The sequence below is a fragment of the Sphingobacterium sp. UBA2610 genome (genome assembly GCF_002339225.1).
Taxonomy (GTDB): Bacteria; Bacteroidota; Bacteroidia; order Sphingobacteriales; family Sphingobacteriaceae; genus Sphingobacterium; species Sphingobacterium multivorum.
The window spans coordinates 122,741-140,015 of the sequence record NZ_DDKA01000009.1; the positions used below are offsets into that span (position 1 = coordinate 122,741).

The following is a 17,275-nucleotide window of genomic DNA, read 5'->3' on the forward strand; positions in this document are numbered from 1 at the left end:
TTAAAAAAATAGCTATATTGTATTCCTTTTTGAAAAATTGGAATTTAGAATTAAATGTATAACGTTATATATGGATATTACAAAAGAAGATAAAATTATCCGCGCATTTGAAAACAAAACATGGCAGGAAATTAAAGTTAAGGACTCATGGCAGATTTTTAAAGTGATGTCAGAGTTTGTGGACGGATTTGAGAAATTGGCAAAAATTGGTCCCTGTGTATCGATATTTGGATCAGCACGTACGCCACGTGAACACAAATATTATCAAATGGCGGTCGATATTGCCAGTTTATTGACAGAACGCGGTTATGGTATTATCTCGGGCGGTGGACCTGGAATTATGGAAGCAGCCAATAAAGGTGCTTATGAATCCGGAGGAAAGTCTGTTGGTCTAAATATTGAATTACCATTTGAGCAGTTTCACAACAAATATATTGATCGCGACAAACTACTTGAATTCAAGTACTTTTTCGTCAGAAAAGTGATGTTCATGAAGTATTCTCAGGGTTATATTGTTATGCCAGGAGGCTTTGGAACCATGGATGAGCTTTTTGAAGCAATCACATTGATTCAAACCGGCAAAATTGCACGTTTTCCGATCGTGTTGGTTGGCTCTGAATATTGGAAAGGGTTGATGGACTGGGTTCAGAATACAATGATTCCTAACAAATATATCAGCGAAGAAGATTTGAAACTATACCGTATTGTCGATACTGCCGAAGAGGCTGCGGATCATATTTTCCGATTCTACGACAAATACTTGTTGAAACCAAACTTCTAAGAAGTACCCGTAAAAAAAGAGTACCTGAATCAACAGATACTCTTTTTTTTTGCCTATTTGCCCTCCCCTTGGTCTTTGTAAAATAGGTATTTAGCTGTTCAAAACCAGCTTTTACAGATTAAAGTTGCATTATTGCCAATTTAGTCCCTACATTTATGGCGCGATTCGCATTACACGTCGTTAACCGTAGAAAAACAAATTATTGTCTTGCATGAAAGATTTTGGAGGCCATTCAGATGAAGAGTTGATTGTATTGGTTCAACAAGACGATAGCTTAGCTTTCGAAGCTTTTTATGATCGCTATTGGAAAAAGCTTTATTACCAGGCTGCGCGCAAAACAAATTCGCTGGAAGACGCGCAGGAAATCGTTCAAAACATCTTTACTTCGCTTTGGCTGAGACGCCATCAACTCCAAATTGAAAGCAATCTCGCCTCCTACCTCGCTGTGGCCGTTAAATACAAAGTCTTTAAATATCTGGCGCAACAATACAAGCAGGAAGTTTTTAAACACGATACGGAATGGGCCGATTTCGATAACTCGACGGAAGATTGGCTTCAGTTTGAAGAACTTCGAGTTCGGCTGGATCAGCTTGTTTCGGAACTGCCCGAAAAATGCCAGCTTGTTTTCAAATTATCCCGCGAAGAAGGACTCACTTATAAACAGATCGCTGAGCACATGAACATCTCTGTGAAAACGGTCGAAACCCAATTAAGCCGTGCCTTAAAAAAAATACGCGCTGGTATTCAGCGCTTTCTGATTACTTTGTGATTTTTTTTCTCTACTTGTCAGGGTATCAACCCAATCTAGGGACTCTATATATAAATAACCCCTAAATATGGTTGATCATAATCAATTCCGGATAAAGCAATTGGCTTACAAATGGCTTCAAGGCACATGTACCCCTGAAGAGGAAGCCGAATTGCAAGAGTGGTATGAAACAAGTAATGGCGAACCTCTCCCTATTCCTGAGGGGCTGGCAACCGATGAACAACAACTCAAAGAGCTGTTATTTTCCAATATAAAGCAGGAAATCCAAGCGTCAAAAATCAGGCGAATTCCGCAACGGGTGAAGTTGGGTGGAATAGCTGCTGCTTTGGCACTGTTGTTTATATTACCCCTTTACCTTGTTAAAAGAACATCTGGAGATAGCCAGCGGGTAGCCGTGAAGATGCAACAACAGGTTCACCCGGGCATTAAGGCGGCCGTATTAACTTTAGCCGATGGAACTAAAATTGATCTTTCTGCCCAGCAACAGAGCGTTCTCCATCAGGATGAACAGGTGAAAGTAATTACGACTGCTTCCGGAACCGTGCAATATCAATTTACAGCCAGTAGGAAAACTGCTACAAGCCGTACCAATACCATTGAAACCCCGATTGGAACAGAGTATACGATCATTTTGGCCGATGGCAGTAAGGTGTGGCTAAATGCTGGATCCGTGCTGACGTTTCCTGAATCTTTTGCGTCGAATAGCCGGGAAGTAAAATTATCTGGGGAGGGCTATTTTGAGGTCAGCCACGATAGCAAGCGCCCCTTCTATGTGCGATCCAATGAACAGACCATTCGTGTATTCGGAACCCATTTTAATGTACGCTCTTATCCAAATGAAAACAATAAAACCACACTTATAGCCGGTTCTGTACAAGTCTCGCAATTCGGTAAGTCAAAAATGCTGAAACCTGGTCAAGCAGCATTTACCACTGGCGGGAATCTTATCGTAGCAGAAGCCAATATCGAAGAAGCAATGGCCTGGAAAAATGGTTTTTTCTATTTCGAATCGACACCCATTAAAGATGCGCTTGCCGCCATAAAACGCTGGTATAATGTGGATATCGTGTATAAAGGAACAAATGAAAAGCGTGAACTGACAGGTAAGATAAAACGCAATTCAACTGCCCAGCAACTGGTTGAGACCCTCAACTTTCTGGATATAAAATGCCGATTGGAAAACAATAAAATTGAAGTTGAACTCTAAATTATCTAATATAAAACAAACTTACCCAACTAATTATGCACAAACTTAAAACCATCCAAGGGGCTGGTAAAAAGGCAAAACTATTTGCTGCTTTACTTGCTATCCAATGCGTTTCCCATGCAAATAATTTGGCGATGGCGAATGTAAACCAATCTAAAATCAAGTTACAAGACAAGGAATACACTTTGGCAAAGTTTGCTAAAGAAATCGAGCGTCAGAGTTCTTATGTGTTTCTGTACGATAACTCACAGATTAATGATAACCAAAAAATCCGCATAAACCATAAAGATGGTTCTATTGTTGAAATTCTGGATGACAACCTGAAAGAGCTGTCGTATTCATACAAAATTGTCAACAACACCATTGTCCTAAAAAAGAAAATAAATGACATACCTTTAAGAAACACGATCAATATACAACAGCTTGTCAAAGGGCGCGTTACCGATGGCGACGGTAAAGCATTAACAGGGGTCACCATCCGCAATACAACAACAGGTAAACAAACGGAAACAGACAGTAAAGGTGAGTTTTCTATTGAAGCGACTACTACCCATCAACTCAGCTTTAGTTCAATAGGTTATGAGACTATCAGTAGTACGGTAGGTTCCAATAGTTACCTCAATATACAGCTAAAAACTGCCAACAACCAACTGGAACAGATCGTTGTGGTCGGTTTTGGAACACAGAAGAAAAAAGACATCACGGGAGCCATTGCAACCATGAGTACAAAAGATATTGAAGATCGCCCTGTGACCCAATTAGCGAGTGCTATGGAGGGCAAAATGGCGGGGGTGGAAATTGTAAAATCTTCCGGACAACCTCAAGCTGGTTTCTCTATTCGCGTTCGCGGAACTTCAACAATTACTGCAGGTAGCAATCCATTATACATTGTAGATGGTGTTCCTACTGAAAACATATCGGAGCTCAATCCATCCGATATTCAAAGCATTTCTGTATTAAAGGATGCTGCTTCAGCCGCTGTCTATGGATCTTCTGGCGCAAATGGCGTTGTATTGATTACAACCAAAAGAGGAACAAACGGTAAGACACAGGTAAATTTCGAAACCTATCAAGGATTTTCAGGCATCAGAAAAAAGCCTAGTGTTCTAAATGCGGCACAATATAGAGAATTAATGACTGAGATGGGAGAAGCCTTGGATTGGTCGAAATATACCGCTGATACAAACTGGCCAGATCAGCTATTCCGCACCGGTCACAGCCAAAAATACCAGGCTTCAGTACGCGGTGGAGATGAAAAGACAGGGTTTTACATCTCGGGATCTTATCAAAAAGATAATGGTACGGTCATCACAAATACAGTAAACAAGGTCAATTTCAAGGTTAATTTGGATCATCAGATCAATAAAATCTTTAAGGTGGGGACCAGCTTATCGTACAACCGTTGGTACGACGTGGATATTACCGAGAACTCCCGAAATGGAGTCATCATGAATGCTTATCTGGGCTCTCCAGTAATCGGAATATATGGCGACAAAGGTGCTTTCACAGTAGATCCATTCTATACAGATCTTGACAACCCCGTTGCATTGGCAACAGGCAACGAGCACAGCTATATCAACAACAGATTTACAGGAAATGCCTTTGTGGAAGCCAATATCCTACCTGGATTAAAATTCAAATCGCTGTTTGGGTATGAGAAATTTAACAACCAGTACCGCAGTTTCGTAGATCCTTTTCGTACAACGGAAGGTCGAAAATATAAGGGTATGGCAACGCTCCAGCAGCAGGACAATCAGTATTGGATGTCCGAAAATACATTAAACTATAATAGAACCTTTAGTGACAAGCACCATTTTACAGGCTTATTAGGCTATATTACAACGAAAACACAAACAACAACCTCAAATATTGCTACGCAAAATTTTGCTAATCCAGCAATCCACACGGTCAATGGTGGTTCGATGATCACAGCGATGCCTACGGCAGTAGACGCCGCTGTATCCACTGTATCTGGCATCGCAAAAATTGGTTATGATTATAACGACAAGTACCTATTTACAGCAAATCTGCGGGCTGACGCATCATCTGTATTTGGCCCAAATAACCGCTGGGGCTACTTCCCTTCTTTCTCTGCCGGTTGGCGTTTATCCAATGAAGATTTCTTCAGTTCGCTGAAAAACACCGTAAACGATTTGAAAATCCGTGCGAGTTGGGGTAAAGTTGGAAATAGCCAAATTCCGGCCTTTTCCTATCTCGGTTTAGTCGACGTGACAGGATCATATAACATCGGCGACCAAGTTGTACCCGGTTATACGCCTGCTACCCTGGACAATCCCAATTTAAAATGGGAAACAACAAATCAGACCGATATTGGTGTGGATGCCAGTTTCTTTAATTCGAGATTGATATTTGGTGCAGATTATTATGCAAAAAGGACTGTAGGCCTACTTCTCAGCTCAAGGGTTCCGTACAGTTCGGGCTATAGAACTGCGCTGAAAAACTTAGGCGACCTACAAAATAGAGGTTTTGAATTCGAATTGAGTAGCCGAAATTTCGTTCACGATTTCAAATGGAATACAACTGTGACCTTTGGGCTCAATCGCAATAAAGTCCTGAATATTGATGGCGGAACCTATTATGACGGAAATATCGATGGTCGGGGTAATAGTACGATTGCAAAAGAAGGCGTTGCATTGGGGTCCTTCTGGGGCTATATCGCAAAAGGCGTCAATCCAGAGACCGGAGATATGATCTATCAGATGGCTGATCCGGAAACAGGTCTTCAAACGAGTGATATGGCTATCATCGGGAATGCTACACCAAAATTCTCTTATGGCATGACCAATGATTTCAGCTATAAGAACTTCAACTTTTCCTTTTTCTTACAGGGGGTACAGGGAAATGATATCCTTAATGCGACGCGTATTTATACAGAAGGTATGTGGGAACCGAGAAACCAAAGTGTTGCCGTGTTAAACAGATGGACTGTTGATAACAACAACAGTACTATGCCACGTCCGGATCTAAACAATACAGATGACAACTACAATTCACAAATTTCCTCCCGTTTTGTAGAGAAAGGTTCTTACCTCAGGGTAAAATCGATGACCCTGGCCTACACGCTACCTAAACAAGTGCTTGAAAGATGGAAGCTCAATAAGGTCCGTTTTTATGTGACGGGCGAGAATCTGTTAACATTCACCAAATACTCAGGTTTGGATCCTGAGGTAAGCATGTATGGGGGAACTAATCAGCAAACCGTGAGCTCCAATATGGCGCCCGGTATCGATTTTGGTACTTCGCCGCAGGCACGCACCTTTATTGTTGGTTTAAACCTAACTTTTTAACCTTTTAGCTTACAAAAAATGAAATCAACTAGATATACTTCATTGGCCATAGCCTTATTGACATCGCTTACTCTAAATTCCTGCAAAAAGTTTTTAGATCTTCAGCCTACCTCCACGGTAACGAGCGAAAATGCCTATCTCACAGGAGACAATATTGAGAAAGCATTAAACGGAGCCTATAATTCTTTTATAGGCAATGGCACTCGTCCAGGTAGCAATGCCAATTATTATCAATGGGAAATGATTCTGCAAACAGATATTCGCTCTGATAATGCCCATGCTGCCGGTGGTGGCGAAATAGATTTTGCACAAATTGACTATAATAACATCACCAATACCAATGAAATGGTACGCAGGGACTGGGAAGAACTGTATGGAGCAATCTCAAAATGCAATATCGTTATTGACAACGTTGATAAGGTCACAGATCCTACTTTTTCGGATGAAAGACGCAAACAAATTCTTGGAGAAGCTTCATTTTTAAGGGCCTTCCATTATTATCAATTGGTCAAGCTTTATGGTGGTGTGCCCTTGGAAAAACACTCCAACAGTACAGATGCAGAAGTATTACGCATCAAGCGATCAACTGTAGCCGAGGTTTATGATTTTATCGATTCGGATCTGCAAGTTGCTGCAAACAACCTACCCGATGGATTTGGGCAACCTTCCATTGACAAGGTCAGAGCAACAAAAGGGGCTGCAAATGCCTTACTGACCAAGATATGGGCACAACGCCCTGATCGAGATTACAATAAGGTATTGCAATACGCCGATGCAGTGATCGCTGGAAAAGGTGGTTACCAGCTCCTTCAAAACTATGCGGATCTTTTTGACGGCAAACACAACTATAATAGTGAATCTATCATTGAGATTCCCTATATCGCCGGCAGTCCCAATCTAAGCTGCTGGGGTGGCGCATTCTTTTTCCCGGATCTTGATGAAAATGGCAAAATCAACGAAAACGAATGGCGCCGATATGGAACACCATCGAAAGATCTTGTCGAAGCTTATGACAATGCTGGCGACACCGAACGAAAGAACGCCAACATTTGGTTCTATTCAGTTCCTTGGGCGGATGAATTTTGGAATCCCTGCGGAGATGCTGCGACAGAAATCCCATTTAACGTAAAGCAAAAACATGCCAACAGCTTCCAAAGTGGCGATCATTTTTACCTTTTACGACTTGCGGACATCATTCTGCTCAAAGCAGAAGCTCAAAACGCACTGGGAAATACTTCAGGGGCAATAAATACCCTTAATGTCATCCGTCATCGCGCAGGGCTCGCCGATTTATCCGGTATCAGCTCCAGTGCCCTAAAGGCCATCATTCTCAACGAGCGCCGATTAGAACTAGCTTTCGAAGGGCAACGGTGGGATGATTTAAACCGTTATGGTGTCACAGTAGATGTGATGAATAAATTAAATGAAATCAAATTTACATGCGATAACGGCAAGCAGAGTAGCCCTACGTTGATTAAGTATAATTTTAACCAAAATAGCCTGCTCCTTCCAATACCATTATTGGAACTGCAGGCAAACCCGAGCCTGACTCAAAATCCAGGCTATTAATTAGACCAAACATAGGCTGTTCAAAGGAGTATCCTTGAACAGCCTTTTTTACCAATACACTTTATTATGACTCGTTTTAAATCACTGGATATTTTCCGTGGGTTTACACTCGCGGCTATGATTCTCGTCAATAATCCTGGCAACTATCATCATGTATTTCCTCCACTTGAACATTCCATTTGGCATGGATGTACGTTTACAGATCTTATATTTCCATTTTTCCTATTTGCTGTCGGAAACGCTATGGCATTTTCTTTAAAAAACAGCGACCAGTTAGCCCCCACACGATATTGGAATAAAATTCTCAAGAGAACAATCATCCTTTTTCTACTTGGTCTGTTTTTAAATATTTTCCCCTTTGCGGAATGGAATAGTCTTCACCAGCTCGAGTGGATTCCCTTTGCCAAGTACAGGTATTTTGGGGTGCTGCAACGTATTGCAATCTGCTATTTCAGCACGGCAATGATACTATACTATTTTAGGGCTAAAGGTGCTGCAGTTATTAGTATCTTCCTGCTACTCCTCTATTGGCTAATTTGCTATTACGGTAATCCAGCAGATCCTTACAGTCTGGAAGGTTGGTTTGGAACGACACTAGATATCCGCATCTTTAGTGCATCCCACCTCTATCACGGCGAAGGAACAGCATTTGATCCAGAGGATGTCTGGAGCGTATTTCCGGCCATCAGTCAAACGATATTCGGGTATATCACAGGAAAATACATTATTCAAAAACTGACCGGCAAAAGTGAACTGATGAACCTATTTGTCGTAGGCCTGGTCTTTATTTTAGTAGGCTATCTATGGTCATTTGCTTTTCCTATTAATAAGAAAATCTGGACCAGCAGTTACTGCGTATTCACAACGGGTATTGCCATCTCTTTTCTTGGTATATTAATCTATCTCATCGAATTTCAAAACATCAGAGGGATATTTTATACTGTCTTTGACGACTTCGGCAGGAATACACTATTTATCTATTGTCTTAGCGGACTAATCCCTACGATTTGTTCATTTATTCTCATTGGGGATAAACATCAAAACCTTTGGAACTTTAGCTATCATTTCCTGTTTGATGGTTGGCATAATCAACAATTATCCTCCGCCCTATTTGCATTGCTATTTGTCGCTTTGAATTGGTTGATCGCCTATTATTTACGAAAGAAAAAGATCTATATCAAAATCTAGGTCAAGGTATCTTTGGGTTAAAATAAGGGAATCTGAATTAGGAATAAAAAAAAGGGCCAAAGGCCCTTTTTATATATAAAGATATGGATAAGATATACCGCAGCTACTTTTAGAAAACGCCCCATCTTTGTTTTACTAATTCCGCTATTACAGTACGCTGACACTAAAGTAACTTAAACTAACTATAGAGAGAAAAAACTTAGGGGGACAAAAGGGGGACAAATATTAATCAATTGAAAACCAATAAATTGAAACATACACTTCAAATAAAAAAAACACTGATTTATTTTGAATAATCAAAATAAAAGGAATACTTCACCTAAAATTCTTGTTCGGAAATATAAAAAAAAGAAAACCTGAGGTTGGGAGCCCCAGGTTTTTAACTAACCAATTATTAACCTAAATTATGAAAAGTCTTTTTTTAATATTCTACACAAAGAATATTTCAACTATTGGACCAAAATCGCGCGCGATTTGCGATTTCACATTTCTTTAACAGATTACTGAGATTGAAATGACTAAACGGAAAAAATTCCCAAAATATGACTTGAAAATATGCTGTTAATAGAAATTAAATAGACTATTCGGAGTCAATTTCTCGTAAGAGAAAGTGGGCTCTGCCGCAACGTCAGGTAAAATCTTTGATTTTGTTAAGAAATGTACTTTAGCGGGATGTCTTTCTGCTGCCATTTTGACCAATTCCATCATGTAGTGATTGCTCTGATATCTTTTAACTTGTCCTTTTATATCTTCAAACCCGCTGTACTGGCCGTATTGATCCATATATCCCATTCCATAAAAAATACCATTTTCAATGACAATGCAACTTTTTTCATCAGAATTACGTCCTTTATCGATCAATACATACGATGGCTGCTGTTTGAGCCAATCCTCAATACAACGTTCCACCCGGGTATTGTGTAGGTCTCGATCGGGCAATTCGGTCTTCTTGATGGATTTCGTAGACAAACTGGCGTGCCCAAACTGACAAAATTGCGGATTAATAGCGTCATGCTGAATAAAGCTTTGCAGCAACTGAATAGCGTCATATTCACGCTGAAACAGCTGAATACATGCTTGTCCCCTTGTCGTCTTCCCTATAGCCAGATGGAGATAGCCATTTTGGTCCTCATAAGAAAATAAACCGAATTTAGGCTCATACCGTTTAAGTGCCCTATTATATTTTGGCCAGAACTTTTTAATTTCCGCACATTCCAATAACAATGACATCAGCTCAGTTCCGCAGCACTTATAACTTATATGATGAATTTCTTTTAAGAAATGTTGCCTTTGCGCTTGAATATTATTCCCTGTAAAATGGGACAATACTCTTTTTTTTATATTTACAGCCTTGCCAACATAAATTACTTTTCCAGCTTTGTCATGAAAATAATAGACCCCGGGATCATTGGGCAATTGTTCATATTCCAAGGGATTTAAATGCGGTGGAAAACGTTGGTCTAGCGCTTTATGTTTAATCATATCCTGAAATACCTGTTCGGTATCTAGCACTTTCAAATAAGCAAAGAGAATGGCTGTTGCATCGGCGTCGCCACCCGCACGGTGTCTATTTTCAATTGGGATATCTAAATAATCACATAGACGTCCCAAACTATAGGACAATAATCCGGGCTTGATTTTTCGGGCATAGCGTACTGTACATAATTTTATTGCTGACCACTCGAAGCCCGATTCCTGAAGCTGAAACCGAATGAATGAATAATCAAAGTTTACATTATGCGCAACAAAAATACGGTCTTTGAGCATTCCATAAATGTGTTCGGCAACTTGATCAAATAATGGAGCATCTTTCACCATATCATTGTCTATTCCCGTAAGCGCAAAAATTGAATTTGGAATTTCTTTCCCTGGATTAACCAAGGTCTCCCAACGTTCCAAAACCTGGTTACCATCATGAATAATAATGGCAACTTCGGTGATCCGGCTCGATTTTGCATGGCCACCTGTAGTCTCTATGTCCACAATGGCAAATTCTTGTCTTTTGCTTTGATTTACACTCATAACGCAAAGCAAACATACTAAAAATATTAGCTATTTAAAAGAATCGCTGCAATTTTACAAAACACAAAAGCGAATTATGCCATCTAACTGGTAAAACAGCTGTTTTTCTCAACTAATGCCATGTTATATATTGCTGGATTTTGTTTAATTTGTACTTTTCATTCATTAAATCATGCTCATGCAAGTAATACAAAAAAATGACGATAAACATGGTAGCTTTGAGGTTATCGATCAAGGAAAATCAGTTGCGCAAATGACTTATACCTGGGCTGGCCCCACAAAATTCATTATAGACCATACGGAAGTAAGTTCTGAATATGCAGGAAAAGGGCTAGGTAAACAGCTATTGATGGCGGCAGTGACTTATGCACGTCAAGAAAATTTAAAAATTATGCCTTTATGTCCTTTTGCAAAATCAGTTTTTGATAAGGATCCGACATTGGCCGATGTGCTTTTTTAAGACCTCGACCAATATGCAGAAAGATGGTTAGATTGCTGTCGCAATTTACCCATCTTTTTTTCTGTTTATCTACTGGCTAGTTGCTGATCAAATTTAATGGCAAGTTTGTTTATCAACTTGAAGATCAGATCAGCTGTTAATTTCGCCGTTCTAGAATCGATATCAAAATGGGGATTAAATTCAGCAAAATCGACAGATTTTAAGTTGGGCAGATCCAGTAGAATATCGTAGATCGTAAAGAACAAATGATCGGGCACTATACCGTTAAATGCCAATGCACTTACTCCCGGCGCATAAGCTGCAGCGAAAGCATCAAGATCAACCGTCAAATATACATAATCTTCTGATTTGGCAAAACGTACAATTTTGTCGCGAATGAAATCAAGTTTCTCAACGACCAGACTCTCTCGCCCTATAATCTGTACTTTCTTCGCTTTGGCATAGTCGAGCAATCCTTTGGTATTACTAATTTCTTGAATACCAATTGCCAGGTAATGAAATGGCAAACCTGCATTAGACTGGTCCTGCTCGATTTGATAGAAGCCCGTTCCCGAATTCCCTTTGCCGTCCTGCAATGGACGGATGTCTAAATGGGCATCCAAATTAATAATGCCTAGACTTTGATCACGGCTCTTAAGAAATTCTTTAACACCCAAATAATGGCCATAGGTTATTTCATGGCCGCCACCCAAGATGACTGGAAATCCTTCTTGTTCAAGAATACAATTTAAGGCAGTACCCAAACCCTGCTGAGACAACTCTAAATCACTATCTTTTAAAAGTATATCACCACAATCTTTAAGTTTTAGTTTATCTGAGAAATGTACAGGCAGGTTTGTTAATACATTCCGAAGTGCTGTCGGTCCATCTTTGGCCCCTACACGACCTTGATTGCGTCCAACACCTTCATCACTACAGCATCCAAGAAAGGCAACAGACTGCCTAAGATCGGGCTGCTCGAGAAGATCAACACAGTCCATTAATTGATGCCAACGCATCCATTCACGATCCTGGCCATCGATACGCCCTTTCCATACCGCTTGGTCACCTTTGCTGTATATTTCTGGATTATTCAACAAAAAGTTCATTCGCTCTGATCAAATAATTGTTCAATAATATCGTCATCTACAAGTTGCGCGCGCGTAACTTGCAATGCCGTATTTCCCTCCATTGCACGATCTAGCGCCTGATTAGCTTCCTTATTTCTAGCCCAAGCACGCCTAGCGATCCCATTATTGACATCAAAATACAGCATCTTTTCCAATTTAACAGCTGCTTCCCCTGAGCCATCTAGCAGTAAACCAAAGCCACCGTTGATGACCTCTCCCCAACCAACTCCGCCGCCATTGTGAATAGAGACCCAAGTGGCCCCGCGGAAACTGTCTCCGATGACGTTATGAATAGCCATATCTGCTGTATATTGACTTCCATCGTAAATATTACTGGTCTCCCGATAAGGTGAATCGGTACCGCTCACATCATGATGGTCTCTTCCCAAAACAATAGGTGCCTCAAATAAGCCACTTTTTACAGCGTCATTAAAAGCCTTTGCTATTGCAATTCGTCCATTGGAATCTACATACAGGATACGAGCCTGAGAGCCTACCACAAGTCTATTTTTTCCAGCTTCTTTAATCCACTGTATATTATCTTGCATCTGCTGTTGAATTTCCACTGGGGCCTCTTTTCGGAGATTTTCCAAAACTGTCATGGCTATTTCGTCTGATTTTTGAAGATCCGAAGCCTTTCCTGAGGTACAAACCCACCGAAAAGGTCCAAAACCATAGTCGAAACACATTGGACCAAGAATATCCTGCACATAAGATGGGTAGCGGAATTGATCCTTATCATTATTCCATACGGCTGCACCAGCGCGACTGCTTTCCAAGAGAAACGCATTACCGTAATCAAAAAAATAAGTTCCTTTGGATACATGCTTATTGATGGCATCAACATGTCGTACAAGGCTTTCTTGTACACATTGCTTAAATCTGTCAGGATCACTCGCCAACAAAGCATTGGATTCTGCAAAGGTCAGCCCCATTGGATAATAGCCTCCAGACCAAGGATTATGTAATGATGTCTGATCAGATCCGACAGTGATGTGAATATTTTCGTTATCAAAGGCTTCCCACACTTCGACAATATTACCGATATAGGCAAAGGATACGGTCTCCTTTTGATCCATCACCAACCGTACCTGTTCAACAAGTTCATCGATGTTTTCGATCAATCGGTCTACCCAACCTTGTTCATGCCGTTTCTTTGCCGCAGCGGGATTTATTTCAGCGCATACGGTGATACAGCCGGCAATATTACCTGCTTTAGGTTGTGCGCCACTCATTCCCCCCAAGCCAGAAGTCAAAAATACCTTGCCCTGAATTGTATCATCTGCTGCTAAGTGTTTTCGGAAAGCGTTCATGACAGTAATTGTGGTGCCATGTACTATACCCTGGGGACCAATATACATATAGGAACCTGCTGTCATCTGTCCATATTGCGTAACGCCTAAGGCGTTAAAACGCTCCCAGTCATCCGGTGTCGAATAGTTTGGAATCATCATGCCATTCGTTACAACAACGCGTGGTGCATGTTGTGACGACGGGAAAAGACCCATGGGATGACCACTGTAGAGATGTAAAGTTTGCTCATCTGTCATCTGTGCAAGATACTGCATGGTGAGGCGATATTGAGCCCAATTTTGGAAAACAGCTCCATTCCCACCATACGTAATCAGTTCATGAGGATGTTGCGCTACAGCTGGATCAAGGTTGTTCTGAATCATCAACATAATCGCTGCCGCTTGCTTGCTCTCTGCTGGATAATCAGCGATCGGTCGCGCGTGCATTGCATATTGGGGCCTAAAGCGGTACATGTATATTCGGCCGTAACTACGGAGCTCCTCTAAAAATTCAGGTGCTAAAACGGTATGCCATTGTTTGGGGAAATAGCGTAATGCGTTCCGTAAAGCCAGCTTCTCTTCCGACCGGGTGAGAATATCCTTTCGTCGGGGGGCATGACTTATGGTATGATCTCGCTCTACTTTTGGGGGCAATACGGTCGGAATACCTTCCGCCACCTCGTTCTTAAATGTATCTTCCATGTTGTTATAATGAGAATACTTCCCGACCATTTTTCCATACTGCTGTAGGTTGCAAACTTCCTTGGTAGTAAGTAATATCCTGATAATTAGCTGTTTTAAATATACTGAAATCTGCTTTCATGCCTTTGGCTAACACGCCGCGATCCGACAGGTTTAAAGCTTTGGCGGCACGATAGGTTAATGCAGCAAGCAACTCAGCGTTCGTCAACTTCTCTGCTGTTGCCAAAATACTCGCACTCGTCAATAATTGTCCCATGGGTGCAGAACCCGGATTCCAATCACTTCCTATGGCCAAACATGCACCTGCATCCAACAGCTTTCTAGCTGGCGTAAAACCACATCCAAGTCCGATGGAAGCCGCAGGTAGCGCCACCGCAACTGTATCTGAATGGGCAATAAGGTCAATTTCAATTGCTGTTGATGCCTCAAGATGATCCGCAGATTGGGCACCGAGTTCAACTGCAATCTGACTTCCCGAAGTTGTGAACTGATCGGCATGAATAGTCAGGTCAAAACCCATCGCTTTTGCTTTTTGTAAATATGCCACAATGTCTTCCCCTTGAAACGCTGTTTTTTCTATAAATGCGTCAATCCGGTTTGACAGCCCTTCTGATTTTAATAGCGGAAAAAGATCTGTTGTAATTCGATGAAGATAATCCTTTGCCGATCCGCTGAAGTCTCGCGGGAGCATATGTGCCGCCAAACAAGTTGGAACAAGGTCTGATGCCGTACGACGATCCGACTCCTGAATGACACGTAATATCTTCAGCTCTTCTTCAACATTAAGACCGTAACCGCTTTTAACTTCAATTGTTGTGATTCCTTGCCTTAACAGAAAATTTGCACGCTGGATCGTGAGATCAATCAATTCTGCTGCATCACAATCCCTTGTGTGTGATACCGTGCTCCAAATCCCTCCCCCAGCTGCCGCAATCTCCAGGTAGCTTGAGCCTGCATTTCGGAGGGCGAAATCATTTGCTCGATTACCGGCAAAAGCAATATGCGTATGGCAATCAATAAAGCCTGGCAAGGCGACTTGATCTTCCTCTACATGTACAAGTGCCACTTGCTTTCCCCATTGCAGTTGTAATCCCTCAAAGTCCGCCACTTCCATGATATCGTTACCTGCTATTAAAATACCTCCATCTTTAATAATAACTATTTGTTTATCATGGAGCGCCCCATTAATGGGCATATTTGACATGGTTAATATCTGCCTAAAAGGTCCAACTAATTTTAGCTCTTTTTCCATCCTTCTTCGTCTAAAACTCTTCAAATCTTTGTTTCAAATCCGCAGCAATTTCGCCCGTCGCATATTGACGATGCAATGTGATCAGTTCGCCCGATTTTACGAGCCTTAATGCTTCAGTCAACAGCTCTTCCATCGGTTGATCGGATTCGATATGCGGAATGGACTGACGAATTCTCGCATGAATAGCTTCCAATGCTGCAGTCGATTTTAATGGCTGATGATAATCCTTTGCCTGTGCCGCACATAACAGTTCAATGCTTAATATTTTATCAACATTGTCAATGACCTGTAGTAATTTTCGGCCGGAAATAGATCCCATACTGACATGGTCCTCTTGGCCTAAAGAGGTAGGAATACTATCTGCACTTGCAGGAAAACAAAGCCCTTTATTCTCACTTGCAATCGCGGCTGTGCTATATTGTAAGATCATAAATCCTGAATTGAGACCGGTTGATTTCATTAACAATTTTGGGACACCGTTGGTTTGACCTTCTAAAGACAAGTAAACCCTTCGATCCGAAATATTGCCGATTTCCGATGCAGCAAGTGTGGCATAATCCAAAGGCAAAGCGATTGACTGTCCGTGAAAGCTACCGCCACTAATGGTTAGTTCATCATTAATGATCACAGGATTATCGGTCACTGCATTTATTTCGATTTCTATGGTCTCCTTCAAATGAAGCCAAGCATTGCGTGATGCTCCGTGGACTTGAGGGATACAGCGCAAAGAATAGGGATCTTGTACGCGGGAACAGTCTTTGTGGCTTTCTAAAATGGCGGAGCCATGAAGCATGTTAAAAATGCTTGCAGCGACATAACGGTTTCCGGCATGCGGGCGTAATTGATGTAATTCAGTAAAAAATGGTTTTATTGAGCCGTTTAAACCTTCAATCATTAAGGTCGCAATAATATCAGCATTCTGAAGTACACGATTTAACTCAGCAACAGCCATCACAGCATGGGCTGCCATAAATTGAGTTCCATTGATCAAAGCCAGACCTTCTTTTGCGCCCAAGTGCACCGGAGCCATACCATATTTTTCCAAAACGGTAGCTGTTTCCATAATTTCCCCTTCTACGTTGACTTTTCCTAAGCCAATCAAGGGTAAAAATAAATGTGACAATGGCGCCAAATCACCCGATGCGCCGACAGAGCCTTGCTTAGGTACCACAGGAATGATATGGTTTTCGATATGCCAAATAATCCGTTCAATTGTCGCATACTGAACACCCGAAAATCCTTGAGAAAGCGCGTGAACTTTAAGAATAAGCATCAATTTGGCCAAATCATTGGCGATAGGTTCGCCCATACCGACAGCATGGCTTTTTAGAATGTTTTCTTGTAGCAACTGCGTTTGACTTGCGTCAATAAGTGTGGTACACAAGGGACCAAAACCGGTATTAATCCCATAGACAACCTCACCACGCTCGACTATTTTACGGACATAACTGGCGCTCTGCTCGATCTTATTCTTGACTCCGGGTGATATTTCCCCCGTAACCGTTCCTTTTACTATGGCTAAGGCTACGGAGCATGTTAGCTGCCCACTGCCGTATAAAAATTTTTCCATCTTCCTATCTGCTTTACTCAAATGTACTTGCTATATTTGATAATTA

12 protein-coding genes are annotated in these 17,275 nt (G+C 41.3%); 7 read left to right on the forward strand and 5 right to left on the reverse strand.

The genetic code is table 11. The features are described from left to right. Positions 1-76: 76 nt before the first annotated feature. The 6 genes from B4Z47_RS06370 (at position 77) to B4Z47_RS06395 (ending at position 8,822) form a co-directional block, all read left to right on the forward strand. Complete coding sequence (locus B4Z47_RS06370; RefSeq protein WP_046673602.1) at positions 77-781, forward strand: TIGR00730 family Rossman fold protein; 705 nt, start codon at positions 77-79, stop codon at positions 779-781. Positions 782-992: 211 nt separating this feature from the next. Further along, positions 993-1,550, forward strand: a complete 558-nt coding sequence (locus tag B4Z47_RS06375; protein WP_070563980.1) for an RNA polymerase sigma-70 factor — start codon at positions 993-995, stop codon at positions 1,548-1,550. A 67-nt stretch (positions 1,551-1,617) separates the two neighbouring features. Beyond that, a complete protein-coding gene (locus B4Z47_RS06380; RefSeq protein WP_070563977.1) occupies positions 1,618-2,757 on the forward strand; it encodes a FecR family protein in 1,140 nt (379 codons plus the stop codon). Positions 2,758-2,792: 35 nt separating this feature from the next. Then, complete coding sequence (locus tag B4Z47_RS06385; protein WP_115048725.1) at positions 2,793-6,065, forward strand: TonB-dependent receptor; 3,273 nt, start codon at positions 2,793-2,795, stop codon at positions 6,063-6,065. Between the two features lie 18 nt (positions 6,066-6,083). Continuing rightward, positions 6,084-7,634, forward strand: a complete 1,551-nt coding sequence (locus B4Z47_RS06390; RefSeq protein WP_070563972.1) for a RagB/SusD family nutrient uptake outer membrane protein — start codon at positions 6,084-6,086, stop codon at positions 7,632-7,634. Positions 7,635-7,700: 66 nt separating this feature from the next. Beyond that, a complete protein-coding gene (locus B4Z47_RS06395) occupies positions 7,701-8,822 on the forward strand; it encodes an acyltransferase family protein (RefSeq protein WP_201303536.1) in 1,122 nt (373 codons plus the stop codon). Between the two features lie 561 nt (positions 8,823-9,383). Here B4Z47_RS06395 and B4Z47_RS06400 read toward each other — a convergent pair. After that, complete coding sequence (locus tag B4Z47_RS06400; RefSeq protein WP_236560206.1) at positions 9,384-10,844, reverse strand: exonuclease domain-containing protein; 1,461 nt, start codon at positions 10,842-10,844, stop codon at positions 9,384-9,386. A 178-nt stretch (positions 10,845-11,022) separates the two neighbouring features. On the opposite strand from B4Z47_RS06400, the gene B4Z47_RS06405 reads away from it, so the two are divergent. Then, complete coding sequence (locus tag B4Z47_RS06405) at positions 11,023-11,304, forward strand: GNAT family N-acetyltransferase (protein WP_070564501.1); 282 nt, start codon at positions 11,023-11,025, stop codon at positions 11,302-11,304. 65 nt (positions 11,305-11,369) lie between these two features. Here B4Z47_RS06405 and hutG read toward each other — a convergent pair whose 3' ends face one another. From hutG to hutH, 4 genes are read right to left on the reverse strand one after another with little or no spacing between them, the layout of a single operon-like run. Then, positions 11,370-12,392, reverse strand: a complete 1,023-nt coding sequence (gene hutG, locus B4Z47_RS06410) for a formimidoylglutamase (protein ID WP_115048731.1) — start codon at positions 12,390-12,392, stop codon at positions 11,370-11,372. Further along, entirely contained in the window at positions 12,389-14,407 is a 2,019-nt protein-coding gene (locus B4Z47_RS06415; protein ID WP_115049580.1) for a urocanate hydratase, read from the reverse strand. The genes hutG and B4Z47_RS06415 overlap by 4 nt, the downstream gene beginning before the upstream one ends. 4 nt (positions 14,408-14,411) lie before the next feature. Beyond that, positions 14,412-15,611, reverse strand: a complete 1,200-nt coding sequence (gene hutI / locus B4Z47_RS06420) for an imidazolonepropionase (protein WP_236560207.1) — start codon at positions 15,609-15,611, stop codon at positions 14,412-14,414. A 58-nt stretch (positions 15,612-15,669) separates the two neighbouring features. Beyond that, the gene (gene hutH, locus B4Z47_RS06425) at positions 15,670-17,229 is read right to left on the reverse strand and encodes a histidine ammonia-lyase (protein WP_070563957.1); all 1,560 of its coding nucleotides are present in this window, start codon (positions 17,227-17,229) and stop codon (positions 15,670-15,672) included. Between the last annotated feature and the right edge of the window lie 46 nt (positions 17,230-17,275).

Bases quoted from the DNA above. Each gene is read 5' to 3' on its own strand.
- B4Z47_RS06375 (WP_070563980.1), top strand. From the start codon at position 993: ATGAAAGATTTTGGAGGCCATTCAGATGAAGAGTTGATTGTATTGGTT.
- B4Z47_RS06380 (WP_070563977.1), top strand. From the start codon at position 1,618: ATGGTTGATCATAATCAATTCCGGATAAAGCAATTGGCTTACAAATGG.
- B4Z47_RS06385 (WP_115048725.1), top strand. From the start codon at position 2,793: ATGCACAAACTTAAAACCATCCAAGGGGCTGGTAAAAAGGCAAAACTA.
- B4Z47_RS06390 (WP_070563972.1), top strand. From the start codon at position 6,084: ATGAAATCAACTAGATATACTTCATTGGCCATAGCCTTATTGACATCG.
- B4Z47_RS06395 (WP_201303536.1), top strand. From the start codon at position 7,701: ATGACTCGTTTTAAATCACTGGATATTTTCCGTGGGTTTACACTCGCG.
- B4Z47_RS06400 (WP_236560206.1), bottom strand. From the start codon at position 10,844: ATGAGTGTAAATCAAAGCAAAAGACAAGAATTTGCCATTGTGGACATA.
- B4Z47_RS06405 (WP_070564501.1), top strand. From the start codon at position 11,023: ATGCAAGTAATACAAAAAAATGACGATAAACATGGTAGCTTTGAGGTT.
- hutG (WP_115048731.1), bottom strand. From the start codon at position 12,392: ATGAACTTTTTGTTGAATAATCCAGAAATATACAGCAAAGGTGACCAA.
- B4Z47_RS06415 (WP_115049580.1), bottom strand. From the start codon at position 14,407: ATGGAAGATACATTTAAGAACGAGGTGGCGGAAGGTATTCCGACCGTA.
- hutI (WP_236560207.1), bottom strand. From the start codon at position 15,611: ATGTCAAATATGCCCATTAATGGGGCGCTCCATGATAAACAAATAGTT.
- hutH (WP_070563957.1), bottom strand. From the start codon at position 17,229: ATGGAAAAATTTTTATACGGCAGTGGGCAGCTAACATGCTCCGTAGCC.